Annotated in this window: 15 protein-coding genes; 12 read left to right on the top strand and 3 right to left on the bottom strand. The window is 48.2% G+C overall.

All coding sequences use genetic code 11. The features are described from left to right. The first annotated feature begins 23 nt into the window (after positions 1-23). From fusA to ACZM6M_RS07335, 3 genes are all read left to right on the top strand, one after another. Positions 24-2,141 carry an elongation factor G gene (gene fusA / locus ACZM6M_RS07345; RefSeq protein ID WP_066544667.1) on the top strand — a complete coding sequence of 706 codons (2,118 nt, stop codon included), beginning with the start codon at positions 24-26 and terminating at the stop codon, positions 2,139-2,141. 100 nt (positions 2,142-2,241) lie between these two features. Continuing rightward, positions 2,242-3,435 carry an elongation factor Tu gene (tuf, locus tag ACZM6M_RS07340; RefSeq protein ID WP_066544665.1) on the top strand — a complete coding sequence of 398 codons (1,194 nt, stop codon included), beginning with the start codon at positions 2,242-2,244 and terminating at the stop codon, positions 3,433-3,435. A 130-nt stretch (positions 3,436-3,565) separates the two neighbouring features. Continuing rightward, the gene (locus tag ACZM6M_RS07335; RefSeq protein ID WP_066544664.1) at positions 3,566-4,180 is read left to right on the top strand and encodes a thiamine phosphate synthase; all 615 of its coding nucleotides are present in this window, start codon (positions 3,566-3,568) and stop codon (positions 4,178-4,180) included. Here the strand turns inward: ACZM6M_RS07335 and thiM are convergent. Together thiM and thiW are read right to left on the bottom strand one after the other, a co-directional pair. Then, a complete protein-coding gene (gene thiM / locus ACZM6M_RS07330) occupies positions 4,167-4,985 on the bottom strand; it encodes a hydroxyethylthiazole kinase (RefSeq protein WP_066544662.1) in 819 nt (272 codons plus the stop codon). The genes ACZM6M_RS07335 and thiM overlap by 14 nt on opposite strands. A 48-nt stretch (positions 4,986-5,033) precedes the next feature. After that, positions 5,034-5,750, bottom strand: a complete 717-nt coding sequence (gene thiW / locus ACZM6M_RS07325; RefSeq protein ID WP_066544660.1) for an energy coupling factor transporter S component ThiW — start codon at positions 5,748-5,750, stop codon at positions 5,034-5,036. A 397-nt stretch (positions 5,751-6,147) separates the two neighbouring features. On the opposite strand from thiW, the gene ACZM6M_RS07320 reads away from it, so the two are divergent. The 6 genes from ACZM6M_RS07320 (at position 6,148) to ACZM6M_RS07295 (ending at position 12,496) form a co-directional block, all read left to right on the top strand. Then, the gene (locus ACZM6M_RS07320; RefSeq protein ID WP_066544659.1) at positions 6,148-7,026 is read left to right on the top strand and encodes a YitT family protein; all 879 of its coding nucleotides are present in this window, start codon (positions 6,148-6,150) and stop codon (positions 7,024-7,026) included. A 120-nt stretch (positions 7,027-7,146) separates the two neighbouring features. Next, entirely contained in the window at positions 7,147-8,883 is a 1,737-nt protein-coding gene (locus ACZM6M_RS07315) for a DUF5722 domain-containing protein (RefSeq protein WP_418926542.1), read from the top strand. A gap of 54 nt (positions 8,884-8,937) precedes the next feature. Next, positions 8,938-9,711, top strand: a complete 774-nt coding sequence (locus ACZM6M_RS07310; protein ID WP_066544655.1) for an AIM24 family protein — start codon at positions 8,938-8,940, stop codon at positions 9,709-9,711. 217 nt (positions 9,712-9,928) lie between these two features. Beyond that, positions 9,929-10,627, top strand: coding sequence for an N-acetylmannosamine-6-phosphate 2-epimerase (locus ACZM6M_RS07305; RefSeq protein WP_296036266.1), 699 nt, complete (start codon positions 9,929-9,931; stop codon positions 10,625-10,627). A gap of 10 nt (positions 10,628-10,637) precedes the next feature. Continuing rightward, positions 10,638-11,543, top strand: coding sequence for an ROK family protein (locus ACZM6M_RS07300; RefSeq protein WP_066544650.1), 906 nt, complete (start codon positions 10,638-10,640; stop codon positions 11,541-11,543). Between the two features lie 95 nt (positions 11,544-11,638). Further along, positions 11,639-12,496, top strand: a complete 858-nt coding sequence (locus tag ACZM6M_RS07295; protein WP_066544647.1) for a MurR/RpiR family transcriptional regulator — start codon at positions 11,639-11,641, stop codon at positions 12,494-12,496. A gap of 79 nt (positions 12,497-12,575) precedes the next feature. Here the strand turns inward: ACZM6M_RS07295 and ACZM6M_RS07290 are convergent, their stop codons facing one another. Next, entirely contained in the window at positions 12,576-13,217 is a 642-nt protein-coding gene (locus ACZM6M_RS07290) for a GDSL-type esterase/lipase family protein (protein WP_066544645.1), read from the bottom strand. 153 nt (positions 13,218-13,370) lie between these two features. On the opposite strand from ACZM6M_RS07290, the gene ACZM6M_RS07285 reads away from it, so the two are divergent. From ACZM6M_RS07285 to ACZM6M_RS07275, 3 genes are all read left to right on the top strand, one after another. Further along, positions 13,371-14,294 carry a dihydrodipicolinate synthase family protein gene (locus ACZM6M_RS07285; protein ID WP_417301525.1) on the top strand — a complete coding sequence of 308 codons (924 nt, stop codon included), beginning with the start codon at positions 13,371-13,373 and terminating at the stop codon, positions 14,292-14,294. A 273-nt stretch (positions 14,295-14,567) separates the two neighbouring features. Beyond that, positions 14,568-15,959, top strand: coding sequence for an ABC transporter substrate-binding protein (locus tag ACZM6M_RS07280; RefSeq protein WP_066544639.1), 1,392 nt, complete (start codon positions 14,568-14,570; stop codon positions 15,957-15,959). Positions 15,960-16,025: 66 nt separating this feature from the next. Next, positions 16,026-16,922: a carbohydrate ABC transporter permease gene (locus tag ACZM6M_RS07275; protein WP_066544637.1), complete on the top strand. Its 897-nt coding sequence runs from the start codon at positions 16,026-16,028 to the stop codon at positions 16,920-16,922. Positions 16,923-16,933 lie beyond the last annotated feature (11 nt).

The raw sequence follows: 16,933 nt of genomic DNA, 5'->3' as shown, positions 1-16,933 counted from the left end.
GTTAAATTAAGGAGGAAAATCCCTTGGCTGGAAGAGAATATCCGTTGGAAAGAACCAGAAATATCGGAATCATGGCTCATATCGATGCTGGTAAGACTACCACAACCGAGCGTATTCTGTATTACACTGGTGTAAATTATAAGATCGGTGATACTCACGAAGGTACTGCTACCATGGACTGGATGGCTCAGGAGCAGGAAAGAGGTATTACCATTACTTCCGCTGCTACAACCTGCCACTGGACTCTGCAGGAAAACTGCAAGCCGAAGCCAGGCGCATTAGAGCACCGTATCAACATCATCGATACACCTGGACACGTAGACTTCACTGTTGAGGTTGAGCGTTCCCTGCGTGTATTGGATGGCGCTGTAGGTGTGTTCTGTGCAAAGGGCGGCGTTGAGCCACAGTCTGAGAACGTATGGCGTCAGGCTGACACTTACAATGTACCCCGTATGGCATTCATCAACAAGATGGATATCCTGGGTGCAAACTTCTACGGCGCTGTAGAGCAGATCAAGACCCGTCTGGGCAAGAACGCTATCTGCATTCAGCTGCCAATCGGCAAGGAAGAGGATTTCAAGGGAATCGTCGATCTGTTTGAGATGAAGGCCTACATCTATAATGATGATAAGGGCGATGACATTTCTATCGTTGACATTCCTGAAGATATGCAGGACGATGCAGAGTTATATCGTACCGAGCTAGTAGAGAAAATCTGCGAGCTGGACGATGACCTGATGATGATGTATCTTGAGGGCGAGGAGCCTTCCAATGATGAGCTGAAGAAGGTATTAAGAAAGGCTACCTGCGAGTGTACAGCAGTTCCTGTATGCTGCGGTACCGCTTACAGAAACAAGGGCGTTCAGAAGCTTCTGGATGCTATTATCGAATTCATGCCATCTCCATTAGACATCCCTGCGATCAAGGGTGTTGACCTGGACGGAAATGAGATTGTTCGTCATTCTTCTGATGAAGAGCCGTTCGCAGCGCTTGCATTCAAGATTATGACTGACCCATTCGTGGGCAAGCTTGCATTCTTCCGTGTATATTCCGGTACTCTGAACTCCGGTTCTTACGTACTGAATGCTACAAAGGGCAAGAAGGAGCGTGTAGGACGTATCCTTCAGATGCATGCTAATAAGAGAAATGAACTTGATAAGGTTTACTCCGGCGATATCGCTGCAGCAGTAGGCTTTAAGACAACCGGTACAGGCGATACCATCTGTGATGAGAAGAACCCTGTTATCCTGGAGTCTATGGAGTTCCCAGAGCCGGTTATCGATATCGCGATCGAGCCAAAGACAAAGGCAAGCCAGGACAAGATGGGCGACGCTTTAGTCAAGCTGGCAGAAGAAGATCCTACTTTCAAGGTTCGTACAGACGAAGAGACCGGCCAGACCATTATCTCCGGTATGGGCGAGCTTCATCTGGATATTATCGTAGACCGTCTGCTGCGTGAGTTCAACGTAGAGGCTAACGTAGGCGCTCCTCAGGTTGCTTACAAGGAGACCTTTACCAAGGCCGTTGACGTTGACAGCAAGTATGCAAAGCAGTCTGGTGGTCGTGGACAGTACGGTCACTGTAAGGTTCACTTCACACCAATGGAAGCAAACGCAGAAGAGACCTTCAAGTTTACTTCATCCGTTGTTGGCGGTGCTATTCCTAAGGAGTACATCCCGGCAGTCGGCGCAGGTATTGAGGAAGCAGCTAAGACTGGTGTTCTGGGCGGATTCCCTGTACTGGGCGTTTGGGCAGATGTATACGACGGTTCTTACCATGAGGTTGACTCTTCTGAAATGGCATTCCACATCGCAGGTTCCATGGCATTCAAGGATGCTATGCAGAAGGGTAATCCAATCCTGCTTGAGCCGATCATGAAGGTAGAGGTTACCATGCCTGAGGAGTACATGGGTGATGTTATCGGTGATATCAATTCACGCCGTGGACGTATCGAGGGTATGGAGGACATTGGCGGCGGTAAGATGGTTAAGGCTTACGTTCCGCTGTCTGAGATGTTCGGCTACTCTACAGACCTTCGTTCCAGAACACAGGGACGCGGCAACTACTCCATGTTCTTCGAGAAGTATGAGCCAGTTCCAAAGAACGTTCAGGAGAAGGTTCTTGCTGACCACAAAAAGTAAAAAAGGCTTGTAAATCAAAGTAAAATAGAATATAATGATTGATAGCCTGACTAACTATATCAGCCCTAAAAGGGGCGCAAATTAAGGAGGACGTTATAAAATGGCTAAAGCTAAGTTTGACAGAACTAAACCACATTGTAACATCGGTACCATTGGACACGTTGACCACGGCAAAACTACTCTGACCGCAGCTATCACAAAGGTTCTTTCAGAGAGAGTTGCAGGCAACGCAAAGGTAGATTTCGAGAACATCGATAAGGCTCCAGAGGAGAGAGAGCGTGGTATCACCATCTCTACTTCTCACGTTGAGTATCAGACAGAGAAGAGACACTATGCACACGTTGACTGCCCAGGACATGCTGACTACGTTAAGAACATGATCACTGGTGCTGCTCAGATGGACGGCGCTATCCTGGTTGTAGCTGCAACTGATGGTGTTATGGCTCAGACAAGAGAGCACATCCTTCTGTCCCGTCAGGTAGGCGTTCCTTATATCGTAGTATTCATGAACAAGTGCGATATGGTAGACGACGCTGAGCTGCTTGAGCTGGTTGACATGGAGATCCGTGAGCTGTTAAATGAGTACGAGTTCCCAGGTGATGATACACCTATCATCCAGGGTTCTGCTCTGAAGGCTCTTGAGGATCCAATGGGCCCATGGGGCGACAAGGTTATGGAGCTGATGGACGCTGTTGACAGCTACATTCCAGATCCTGTACGTGAGACAGAGAAGCCATTCCTTATGCCTGTAGAGGACGTATTCACCATTACTGGCCGTGGTACTGTTGCTACTGGTAGAGTAGAGCGTGGTACTCTGAACCTGAACGACGAAGTTGAGATCATCGGTATCCATGAGGACGTTCGTAAGACCGTTGTAACTGGTATCGAGATGTTCCGTAAGCTTCTTGACAGCGCTGAGGCTGGTGATAACATCGGTGCTCTGCTGCGTGGTGTTCAGAGAACAGAGATCGAGCGTGGACAGTGTCTGTGCAAGCCAGGTTCTGTAAAGTGCCACAACAAGTTTACCGCTCAGGTTTACGTTCTGACCAAGGACGAGGGTGGCCGTCATACACCTTTCTTCAACAACTACCGTCCACAGTTCTACTTCAGAACAACTGACGTTACCGGCGTTTGCGAGCTGCCAGCAGGTACAGAGATGTGTATGCCTGGTGATAACGTAGAGATGTCCGTAGAGCTGATTCATCCAGTAGCTATGGAGCAGGGTCTGCGTTTCGCTATCCGTGAGGGTGGACGTACAGTAGGTTCCGGTAGAGTTGTATCTATCGTAGAGTAATTAAATCGTTACAGGCCATCAGGCCGTACGAACGTGATAAATGATATATCTGAATGGATATTGTGCCCAAACGAGTTGGCCCCCGGAGTTTCCGGGGGCTTTTTATAATACAGAAAGGGAAATGCAGCTTATGTATGAACGTATGGTAGCAGTAACCAATCACAGGCTCTGCAGAGTGCCGGAGGGGGCGGATCAGACAGAAGATGGCTGTTTTGAACCGGGAACGGGACTCTGGGAGAGCTATCTGGATCAGATTCGGAAGATTGTAAGTGTCAAACCCAGAGCAGTAGTGCTCAGGGAAAAGGACTTAAGCCCTGAGATTTACAGGAAGCTGGCAGAGGAAGTGGATCAGATCTGCCGGGAACAGGATCGGATGCTGATTTTGAACACAGCTCCTGCAGCAGCCGCACAGCTGGGCATGAGGAAGCTTCATCTTCCGATGAGTATATTGAGAAGGGAAGGGAGACCGCTGGATGCAGAGTGTGTGGGAACATCCATTCACTCGTTGGAAGAGGTAAAAGAGGCTGTCCGGCTGGGCGCAGATTATCTGTTTGCAGGCAATATCTATGAGACAGATTGTAAGAAAGGGCTTCCGGGGAGAGGACTGGACTTCTTAAGCCAGGTTTGTATGGAAAGCAGTGTTCCTGTTTATGCCATTGGCGGAGTAAATGAAGAACGCCTGCCGGAGATCCTGAGTACAGGAGCGGCAGGCGGATGTATGATGTCCGGTTTTATGAAGCTGTAGAAGAAAGATCAACAGAATGCAGACGGATTTCGGATTTCAGCGTTTCATCTGTCATCAGGGAAAGCTGATCCAACAGGCTTATGTGATATGTTCCAAGTCCCTTTGAAGCATCGGCCCGTTCTCCGGCAATTCCCAGGACAGCAGCTCCGCAGACCGCTGCCTCAAGGGGGGATACTACTGCCATAAAGGTTCCCATAATGCAGGTAAGCATACAGCCGGTTCCCGTGATGCGGGCCATGGATGGAGAACCGTTTTCAAGAAAATAGGCTTTATCATCCTGAGGAGATACAATAATATCCACCTCACCGCTGGCAGCTACGACGGCCTGTGTGCGGTCTGAAATCTCTTTCATCAGCCGGGCCAGACGAAACTGTGCCATTGGGTCATCCTTAGTGACAGCGTCTTCCCGGCTTACGTCGATCCCCTGGTTGTGGAAGCCTGCGCCGGCAATGGCGCGTATCTCGGAAACATTTCCCTTGATCACAGCGGGACGGCATTCTTCCAGAAACCGTCTGGCAAGCTTCATACGGAAATCACTGCAGGTGATGCCTACCAGATCTATGACAGCCGGACGCACATTTCCTGCCAGAAAAATGGATTCGGCCCTGGCATCGGTGATATTTCCCAGGCTGACAGTAAGGGAACGGGCTATTTGGGCAATCGAGGCTGCTTCTTTGGGATGCTCCGCCATGATAGGACGTGCGCCCAGAGCCAGAACTGCATTTGCACAGTCATTGACTACAATGGGGTGGGTGATGCAGTGGATTAAAGGTGCTTCTTTATGCAAGAGGGAGATAGGATTCATGATGAGATCCTCCTTTGATGTAAGTATGGAAATGGGAAAATGCGCGTTTCAGGCTGCTTTGGGCCGTTTGATGCTCCAGTATATCAGGGCGGCTGCCAGAAAGCCGACCAGAACTATATAGCGGAGACTGTTTATCACAGAACCGCCCTGAGGTACAAGCTGATGGACAGCTACCGTCACAGCCAGATAGCCGATAAAGCCTGAAAATGCGATTCCCAGCGCATCATTTACCACGTCCTCTCCGGAATCATACGTCCGGGAACCCAGAGTTTCCTGGAACATGGATAAGAGTCTGGCTTTCTGCAGATGCTTTAAAAACAGAAATGCAATGGTTCCTCCAATGAGCGTGCCTGCAATGAAGGAAGGCACATAAAAGAACCAGGTAAGGCCGGTTTTTCCCCAGACAAAGGTCATGACAGGATAGGAGAGTATGGCTCCGATGATGCCTGTGCCGATGACCTCCCCTGCAAAGGCCCATACCAGCCTGCCACGGGACATTCGGTAGAGCATACCGGATAAAAAGGCTCCGAATATAGCTCCTGTGAGTGCTAAAGGCGGGATCCCCATACAGGTCATGCGGATGATGCCAATGGCAAGGGCGCACACAAAGGCATACCAGGGGCCAAGCATGACCGCACAGGTGACATTGATAAAATGTGCCATGGGACACATTCCCTCTACCCGGAGAATGGGGGAAATGACCACTCCCAGGGCTGTCATCATGGCAAGAAAGACCAGTTTTGCAGCGTGTTTGTTTTTGTTCATAGATTCCTTCCTCTTTTCTGCTGCGGGAAATGCCGGCAGGGAGCATTTCAGGGTACAAAAAAACGCACCTGCGTGCGTCAAGTCTATGTTCCCGGAATACAGGCATAGCGACGGCAACTTCCAGACAGCTGTAATAGGGCGCAGAATATGCGCTCTGCGGTCGATGCTCGATTGCATCCTCTCAATCCGAAACACGGACTCCCATCGCTATCCTTTTGTACGCAGCATCAGGGCGCTCCCCCTCACACCGGCTCAGCATCCGAAAAAGGAAACAGATACAAAAGTTCTAAATGTATTATAAACGCAGGAAGGAGATTGTCAAGTGCAAGTTTCTTGACAGCTCCCATGAAAAATGATACCCTCGGTGATAGGAAATAAAATAAGGGAGAATCTTGTAATGGAACAGAAGAATGACAGACAAAAATGGCTTCGTATGACCGCACGGGTGGGAGCCATTTTATTTGGAAATGCGATTTATGCCATGGCCGTAGTGTTGTTTATCATGCCGAATGGGCTTGTAACCGGAGGTACTACGGGCATGGGCCTGTTTTTTAACCGGCTCTGGGGAATCCCTGTGAGCCTTTTTGTAAGTATTTTTAATATTGCGGTCTTTGGTCTGGGGCTGTGGCAGTTAGGAAAGGAATTTGCCCTTACCACGGCCTTAAGCACCGTGTTTTATCCCGCTGCCCTGGCAGTAATGGAGCGCACGGGAATACATGGCTTTTACATGGAAGAACGGCTGGTAGCCGTAATTTATGCCGGTATTCTCATTGGAGCGGGAATCGGGATCGTCATAAAGGCAGGCGCTTCTACCGGAGGTGTGGACATCCCCTGTCTGATCCTGCGCAAGAAGTGCGGCATCAATGTATCCCTGTCTCTTTATGTACTGGACTGCGTGATCCTGGCAATGCAGCTCATTACTTCATCCGCAGAGGCAGTGCTTTACGGCATTCTTCTGATCGTGACTTATACCCTGGTGCTGGATAAGGTTCTCATGGCCGGCATGACAAAGATGCAGGTGAAGATAGTAAGCCGACGCCATGAACAGATTAATGCCCTGATCAGCCAGCGGCTGGACTGCGGAACCAGCCTTCTCCACATGGAAACCGGTTACCTTCACCGGGAACAGGATATGGTGCTGGCTGTGATTTCCAAGCGGGATCTGCCAAGGCTGAACCAGCTGGTGCTGGATGAGGATCCGGAAGCGTTTATGATCATCAATCAGATCAATGAGGTTCAGGGGCGGGGATTTACTTTAAAGAAGGTATACAAGTAAGACTTAAGATAATGTAATAAAATCGTAATTGAATTTGTAAGATAGATTATGTATCATAGAGGTTGACATCAAAACGGGTCATCCGTAAGTACACACATCAATTCTGGAGGTAATCTCAAAATGAAGCATAAACTGTTTAAAAGAAGCAGAGGCATGGCTCTGGCAGCCGCGCTGTTTTTTGGAGTGACAGCAGTAAGCCTGGGTGCTTTTTCCAGGTCTGTATCCGCGGAGGAAACACAGGCTTCAGGTGAAGCTGCACAGGAGGCAGCAAAAGAGGATATTGCGCTCACAGGCCAGATCCGTTCCTGTAAGGTGACGGCAGACAAGCAGAATGTGGAAATCGCCTTTTCCACCAGCGGCGATACAGCCGGCACCGATGGAAAGGTCTATATATTTGAACAGCAGACCTATGAGAACAGTCTGGATGGAAGAACCGATTATATTGCTTCGGCAGACGCCCTTATATCATCCTCTGCTCAGGTGCCGTTAAATTTCGGAAGCACAGCAGACCGCCTGTACAGCAAATTTGTACTAGCTGCTTATGACGGCACAGAGTATAAAGCCATCAGCGAGCCTCATTACATTACCAATCCTGAGGCAGTGGCCAAAAATACGGAAGCATTCAAGGATCCTCTGACTAAAAAGGGACTGAACATCGAAATTGATATGCTGGAGGATGCCTTTGACCTGGGCGTAAAGCATGTAACCACCAATATTGCGTTTTCACAGATCATGGGTACAGGCATTGAATATGAATATGACGGCAAGATCTATCATTTTAACAAGGCCATCATGGATGATTATGACAGGACCATCAGCGCTCTTTCCAATAAGGGAATGACCGTCACGGTGATCATTTTAAATGACTGGAACCCCAACCGTTCGGATCTGATCTATCCGGGTACGAAGAAGTCTTCCAATGCCTTTTATTATATGTTCAACGGGGCAAACGAAGCCGGTTTTGAGCAGACCAGAGCCATTGCGGCCTTTTTGGCTGACCACTACAGCGGAAAAGATTCCAACCATGGAAAGGTTTCCAACTGGATCATTGGAAATGAGATCAATAATCAGCAGTGGAACTATATGGGCTCTATGGATCTTACAAATTATGTAAAAGTATACCAGCAGGCGTTCCGTATTTTCTACACGGCCATCAAGAGTACCAATGCCAATGACCGGGTGTATTTCTCACTGGATTACAACTGGATGAATGAGATTGACGGAAAGCTGAAATACGGCGGCAAGGAGATCGTAGACAGCTTCAATTCCATTGCTAATGTTCAGGGGCAGATGGACTGGGGACTGGCCTATCATCCGTATCCCTGTCCCATGATTGAGCCGGAATTCTGGGATGATCCCAAAGCTACCGGGCTCTTTACAAATGATTTTAACTCACCAGTTATAAATTTTGCCAATCTGAACGTACTTACCGATTACTTTAACCAGGAGGCACTGAAGGCTCCTTCGGGAAATGTGCGTCATATTATTCTGACCGAGCAGGGCTTTACCTCCTATAGTCCCACCAGAGGCGATATTCCTGAGATCCAGGCAGCTGCCTATGCGTACTCCTACTACCTTGTAGACAGTAATCCATATATTGACGCATATACGGTAAGCCGCCAGGTGGATGCTCCCAGCGAGGCAAAGCAGGGACTGAAGTTCGGCCTGTGGGAGTGCGATATGAATCAGCCGGATAAGATCGTAGCAACGAAACGCAAGAAGATCTGGCAGGTATTCCGGGATATTGACAAGAAAAATTCGACTCTGGAAACCTCAGAGTTTGCCAAGTCTATTATCGGAATTGAAAAGTGGTCTGATGTGATTCCAAACTTCAAGTGGAAGAATCTGGAAAAATAAAATCAAACGATATCTGCCGCAGGCTGCGATATCAGAGAGAACAGGAGGAAATCTATGTACCGTATTTCTAATTTCACCGACAATGATGATGTAAAAGTCCTTGCAAAGCTGGGAGCCTTTGAGGTAATCGAATATCAGCGCGACTTAAGCGTGACTCCCGGATCGGCAGTAACCGCTTATTACTGCGCGCAGATGAATGTGAGAAAGCGCCAGCTGGTATGCAGTCTGGATCAGTCTAATGTGACCATTCAGGCAGGCGCCATGCAGTGGATGTTAGGAGATGTAAAGGCAACCACCGGCATTAAGGGCGTGGGAGATTTCCTCGGCAAAGCGGTCCGGGGCAAGGCAACCGGAGAATCCGCCATAAAGCCGGAGTATACGGGAAGCGGCGTTTTGGTGCTGGAACCTACCTATAAGTATCTGATCCTGATGGATGCAGCCCAGTGGGGCGGCGGAGTGGTGCTGGATGACGGTCTGTTTTTAGCCTGTGAATCTACCCTGCAGCACAAAGCGGTGATGCGTTCCAATTTCTCTTCTGCAGTGGCCGGAGGAGAGGGACTGTTTAACCTGAGCCTGAATGGGAACGGAGTGTTCTGTATCGAATCTGAATGCCCGAAAGAGGAGTTGATCGAGATTGAGCTTCAGAACGATGTGCTCAAGGTGGACGGCAATTATGCCATTGCCTGGAGCAAGAGCCTGGACTTTACGGTAGAGCGCTCCGGAAAGAGTCTGATCGGCTCCGCAGCTTCGGGCGAAGGCCTGGTAAATGTATACCGCGGCACAGGAAAGGTGCTGATGATGCCAACGGCAAAGATGCCGAATATCTGATGGAACACGTTTGAAATGGAAACAGGATTGTCTGTGAGATGCCATTCTCAGGGCAGTCCTGTTTTTAAAATGAGTAATAAAAAAATATTTCAACACATTTATAATTGAAAAAAATATTTCTTTATGATATAGTTATAAAAGAAATATTTCATGGCATCGACCTTTTGGGCAAAATGGGGAATGTCTGTAAGGGTGGTTGCAGAACAGGAGGAGATACATGAACAAGCAGGAACTATTTGAGCAGATCAAGGGGCAGATGATCATCTCATGCCAGGCTATTCCGGGAGAACCTCTGTATGTGGAGGAAAAATCTGTGATGTACCTGATGGCGAGAGCGGCAAAGATGGCGGGGACTCCGGCGATCCGCACCAGCAGCATCCGGGACGTAGCTGCGATCAAGGAGGAGACAGGACTTCCGGTTATCGGACTGGTAAAGATCCAGTATCCCGGCTTTGAAAGCTACATTACTCCTACCATGAAGGAGGTCGATGAGCTTGTCGCTGTTGGAAGCGATGTGATCGCGTTAGACTGTACGCTGCGCGCACGGGGAGACGGAAAGACCGTAAATGAGTTTATAAAAGAGGTGCGCCAGAAATATCCGGATGCCATTCTTATGGCAGATATATCAAACTATGAGGAGGGAATCAATGCCTGGAAGCTGGGAATGGATATTGTGGGAACTACCATGAGCGGCTATACGGCAGATTCTCCTCATATGGACGGCCCGGATTATGAGCTGGTAAGCCGTTTGTCAAAGACTGTGGACGTTCCGGTTATCGGAGAGGGGAAAATCCATTACCCAGATCAGGCGGTAAAAATGCTGGATGCGGGAGCGTTTGCCATTGTGGTAGGCGGAGCGATCACAAGACCGTTAGAGATTGCAAACCGTTTTATGGATGCAGTGAAGAACCGATAGGAGGAGCACGATGGGGACAGCAGCACTGGATATCGGAGGAACCGCCATTAAGTCAGGGATATGGACGGGAATAAAGGACGAAATAAAAGAAGTAAGGGAGACTCCGACCAATGCCCGGCTTGGAGGTGCCCATGTAGTGGAACAGGCTGTAAAGATTCTGGAAAGCTATCATGGTTTTGATGCCATTGGGATCAGCACCGCCGGACAGGTAGATTCCCAAAGAGGAATGATACGCTATGCCAATGAAAACATTCCCGGTTATACGGGAATGGAGATCGGCCGCATGTTGAGAGAGCGTTTTCATGTGCCTGTAGCCGTAGAAAATGATGTAAATGCAGCCGCACTGGGTGAAGGAATCTTCGGCGCAGGAAGGGGAGAGAGGGATTTTCTCTGTCTGACCTACGGCACCGGTGTGGGCGGAGCGATTGTGATGGATCAGAAGGTGTACCATGGCTGCGCCTTTTCTGCAGGAGAATTTGGCGGTCTTCTGATTCATCCTGAGGATCGGAAAGAGGGAGAGTTTTTCAGCGGCTGCTATGAGAAATACGCTTCAGCCACAGCACTTGCAGCCAGAGCCATGGTCATTGATCCAGCGCTTACAGACGGGAGGAAGATATTTGCGGCTATCGACCAGCCGGGGGTGCAGGCGGCTGTGGATGAGTGGATCGATGAGATTGTAAACGGACTGCAGACGCTGATCCATATTTTTAATCCGTCCTGTGTGATCTTAGGCGGCGGCGTCATGGCCCAGCCTTATGTAACAGAGCAGGTAAGAGTGCGTACTATGGAGCGCATTATGCCAAGCTTCAGGGATGTGAATATTCTTCCTGCCGAGTTGGGAAACAGAGCCGGTCTTTTGGGAGCTGCCTGGCTGGGGAGAGAGGAAAAAAGAAAAGAAAACGGAAAGTTACAATAAATGAAAAATCAGATAAAAGCCTGAAAAAGTATGGACAAGGCAAAAGAAACTGGATAAAATGGAAGAAATTATACAGATTGAGAGGAATGGATCGTATGCAGGGAGATTTTATAACGAGTATCAAATCCGCATATAATCAGTTTACCAAGGCAGAAAAGAAAGTGGCAGATTATATTCTGGCAAATCCAAGGGACGTTCTGTTTATGTCCATTACAGATCTGGCGGAGGCCTGTGAGGTGGGAGACACCAGTGTGTTCCGATTCTGCAAGACTATGGATTTAAAGGGATACCAGGAATTTAAGATGATGCTGTCCTTAAGCATCAGTAAGGGACAGGAGCAGGTAGACCAGTTTACAGGGAACAATATTTCTATGGAGGATTCCTTTGGGGAACTGGCCAGAAAGGTATTAAATACCAATATCAATGCCCTGAATGAAACTTTTTCCATGATAAAGGAGGAGGATATTGACCGGGCCATCACACTGATCCACCGGGCCAGAAGAGTGTTTTTCTTTGGCGTAGGAGCCAGTATGCTTACCGCCATGAAGGCAATGAATAAGTTTATGCGTATTGAAAACAAGGTATTTTGTATACAGGACAGCCATATGCAGGCCATGGCTGCGGCTACTATGGATGAGCGGGATACAGCGGTTATTTTTTCCTATTCCGGAGCAACCAAGGATACCATCCATGTGGCAGAGGTAGCGAAGCGGTCCGGCGCCAAGATTATTTGTATTACCCGTTTTGTGAAATCACCTCTGAGCGCCTATTCGGATGTCACCCTTTTATCCGGAGCCAATGAGGGGCCTCTTCAGGGCGGGTCTACCTCGGCAGAGATCAGCCAGCTGTTTCTGGTGGACCTGATCTATACGGAATATTACCGCCGTTACTTTGAACAGTGCAGTGTGAACAATGAAAAGACATCAGGGTCGGTATTGGAAAAGCTCTGCTAGTAAATGAACAAAAACGCAGCAACCTATCTGCCTTTCGCACAATATTTGTGGAGACAGGTACGTTACTGCGTTTTAATGTTTATGGAATCAGACAGGGAATCTGTTTTGCCAAAGCTTCTGCCAGTTCCCGATGCCCCTGAGCAGTGAGATGCATGAAATCGATGTGATTGTTTTCCGTCACAACCGTGTTGGCATCAAAATAGCGGCACCCTGTAAGAAGGGCAATTTTTTCATATTCTGAACCCAGTCCGGCAGATTTTTCTGCACAGCCCCGCCCCATTGTATTTCCTACACTGGAACCGGCGTATTCAGGATCGATATTTTTGGGTGTTACGATCAGAATATTGGGGCCGTTTCTCCAACAGTCAGAAATGGACCGGGCCTTTTCGATCAGACGTTTTAATCCAAGTGCGATACATGCAGAGGATGCGCCAAAGCGTTCCTTGGTATCATTGGTGCCAAGCATGATGACCAACAGATCTACAGGCTCGTGGCTCATCAGGCAGGAATAGATGGAATCAAGGCCGTTAAGCCCTTCATAGAGAGGATCGGGAAAACAGCAGGTTCTTCCGGACAGGCCTTCCTCCAGAACCAGATATTCCGTTCCTAAAAGCTCCTGCAAAAGACAAGTCCACCGTTCCTTTTCAGAGAAGCGTCCGCCGGTTTCTGCGCAGTATCCGTGGGTATTGGAGTCTCCAAAGCACACAATATGTTTTTTCATAAAGCATTTCCTCCTTTTCTTACGCCTATCATACCATTGGAACGGTTTAAACACAATGACCAAAGAAAAAATTTTTACCATTATATTTTTGTTGAAAAAAATAATTAAAGTGTTATACTGGAGATATCCGGTAGGAAAGAAAGGTGGAGCATTATGAGAGATATTACAAAGTATCAGGGGATTATTCCGGCATTTTATGCCTGCTACGAGGAGGATGGAAGCATCAGCACAGAGCGGACCAAAGCCCTGGCAGAGCATCTGTTGAAAAAAGGAGTAAAGGGCGTCTATGTGGGCGGTTCCTCCGGCGAATGTATTTACCAGAGCAAGGAGGAACGCAAGGCAGTTCTGGAAGCTGTGATGGAAACCGTAAAGGGAAAGATGACCGTTATCGCCCATGTGGCCTGCAACAATACGGAGGACAGCTGTGAGCTGGCAGCTCATGCAGAGAGCCTGGGCGTGGATGCGGTAGCGTCTATTCCGCCCATTTATTTCCATTTACCGGAGCATGCCATTGCTCAGTATTGGAATGACATTTCTGCCGCAGCTCCCAATACGGATTTTGTGATTTACAACATTCCGCAGCTGGCAGGCGTAGCTCTTACCATGCCTCTGTTCAGAGAAATGTGCAAAAATCCAAGAGTGGCTGCTGTGAAAAACAGTTCCATGCCCGTACAGGATATCCAGATGTTTAAGATGGAGGGCGGAAAGGATTTCGTTGTATTTAACGGACCGGATGAGCAGCTGGTATCCGGCCTGGCCATGGGAGCCGACGGAGGCATTGGCGGTACTTACGGGGTAATGCCTGAGCTGTATTTAAAAATATTTGAGCTGTGCAGGAAAGGAAAGTATGAGGCGGCGAGAAAGATCCAGTATGATGCGGATGCCATTATTTATGCCATGTGCGCCTGCCATGGAAATCTTTATGCAGTGATGAAGGAGATTTTAAAGCTTCGTGAGGGACTTGATCTGGGAAGCGTGAGAAAACCCATGCCCGGTTTGATCCCTGAGGATATGGAGCAGGTAAAGAAGTGCGCTGCCATGATCGATGCTGCCATAGCCGCGCTGCAGGAGATTTAAAATGACGTTTCCAAAGGATGGCGGCATCAGTATTTGTATAAAATAGAACAGTACATCAGACAGGAGCTTCGTTAGATGCATAAAAATGCAAAAACGAAGCTCCTTAATTTATTTATTTTGCTGAAAAAAAAACGGAATAAAAAAAGAAAAGAAATTTTTTTCGGGCAAATTGACAAAAAGAAAATATTATGCTATGATGTGTTTAACAATAAAAAATGTTTCCGCCGGGGGTAAGAGACGGAACGGGGAGAAACGAGAAGGAGGAACTTTCGTATGAAGAAAATAGTATCTTTGGGACTGGCGGCAGCTATGGCGGCATCCGTACTTACAGGCTGCGGCGGGGGAAGTGCGCAGACAGCAGATACAAAGGCAGATGCTAAGACCGAGGAAGCAAAGGGAAGCGAAGCTGCTTCTGATAAGGCAGAGGGAACTGCCACGGCAGAAGGCATGACAGAGATCACATGGTGGGCATTCCCGACCTTTACACAGGACGGTGACAATCCGGCAGGAACCTATGAGCAGGAGATCATCGATGCATTTGAGGCAAAGAACCCGGATATCAAGGTGAAGCTGGAGACCATCGATTTTACATCAGGACCGGAGAAGATCACGGCAGCCATCGAGGCAGGCACTGTATGCGATGTGCTCTTTGATGCTCCCGGACGTATCATTTCCTACGCACAGAACGGCAAGCTGGTAGCTTTGGACGATATGTTCACAGAGGAATTTGTAAAGGACGTAGACAATGAGGCTCTGATCAACTCCTGCAAGTCCGGCGACAGCTATTATATGTATCCCATCAGCAGCGCAGCATTCTGTATGGCAGTGAGCAAGAATGCATTAGAGGAAGCAGGCGCTATGGACTGCATCAACCTGGAAGGCGACCGCACCTGGACCACAGAGCAGTTTGAGGAAATGATGAAAAAGCTTTCTGAAGCAGGCTTTATGGGCGGCACCGTATACTGCTCCGGACAGGGAGGCGACCAGGGTATCCGCGCATTCGTTACAAACCTGTATGACAGTTCTGTAACAGATCCTGAGATTACTACATACACCCTCAATGACGAAGGCGGCGTAAAGGCCATGACAAAGATCAAAGAGTGGGTAGACAACGGATATATGTTAAACGGCTCCGCATATAACGGCGGTGAGGACGTAGATCAGTTTGTAGCAGGAAATACCGCATTTACAACCCTCTGGTCTCCAGGACTTGCAAGCCAGAGAGCAGAGACATTAAAGGAGAACGGAATCGAGGCAATCGCACTTCCATTCCCATCTGAGGACGGAACACCTGCATTAGAGTATCTTGTAAACGGCTTCTGTGTATTTGACAACGGCGACGAGGCAAGAGCAGAGGCATCCAAGAAGTTTATTGATTTCATCTGCAATGATGAAGAGTGGGGACCAAAGAACGTAGTAAAGACCAGCGTATTCCCGGTTCGCCAGTCCATGGGCGATCTGTATGAAGGAAATGAGGATATGTCCTTCTACGCTTCTCTTACAAAATACTATTCTCCATACTACAACACCATTCCGGGCTTTGCAGAGATGAGAACCTACTGGTTCCCGATGCTCCAGGCAGTGATCAACGGCGATTCCGAGCCAAAGGCTGCTCTGGACGACTTTGTAGCAAAGGCAAACCAGTCTATCGTAAACGCACAATAAGACAGGTATTCTCCCCATATTACAGCCTGTAGTATGGGGAGTCATTTTTAGAAGGAGAGAACTGCCATGAAGTCAAGGAAAATCAATAAGATCAGAATGAGGGAAACGCTGGTTTCCTATGCATTCCTGCTGCCGGCCATGCTGTTTTTTGTGCTGTTTGTGCTGGTTCCCATGGGAATGGGCGTAGTTACCAGTTTTTTCCGTTATAATATGAAGGGAATGACCTTTACAGGACTGTCTAATTACATGACTATGTTTGCAGATCCTGTATGGCAGAAATCCCTGGTGAACACCCTGCTTCTGGTAGTAGGCTCCGTTCCCATTACTGTACTGTTTGCGCTTTTTGTAGCAGCCATGACTTACGAGAAGAATCCATTTACAAGATCCTTCTTCCGATGTGTGTTCTTCCTGCCTGTGGTTACGGGTACTGTAGCGGTAACAGTTGTCTGGAAATGGATCTACGACCCTTTAAACGGTATTTTAAACTGGATCTTAAAATCACTGGATCTGATTGAAAAGAACATTATGTGGACGGGAGATAAAAGATATGCTCTCTGGGCCATTCTGATTATACTGATCACTACCAGCGTAGGACAGCCCATTATTCTCTATATCGCTTCTCTGGGAAATGTTCCCAAGGATTATGTAGAAGCAGCTCAGGTAGACGGCGCCAATGATTTTCAGGTATTCTGGAAGATCAAATGGCCCAGCCTTCTGCCCACCACACTGTATATCGTGGTGATCACTACCATCAACTCCTTCCAGTGCTTCTCTTTGATCCAGCTGCTTACTTCCGGCGGACCCAATTACAGAACGACTACTATCATGTACTATCTGTATGAGACAGCATTTAAGAAGTTCGAATATGGCTACGCCAATGCCATGGGCGTAATACTTGCATTGATCATTGGTTTTATCAGCTTTGTCCAGTTTAAGGCATTGGGCAGCGACGTTGAATATTAAAGGGGGATGAG

The sequence above is a fragment of the Enterocloster sp. genome (assembly GCF_057861365.1).
This window is presented reverse-complemented; position numbering and strand designations above follow the sequence as displayed.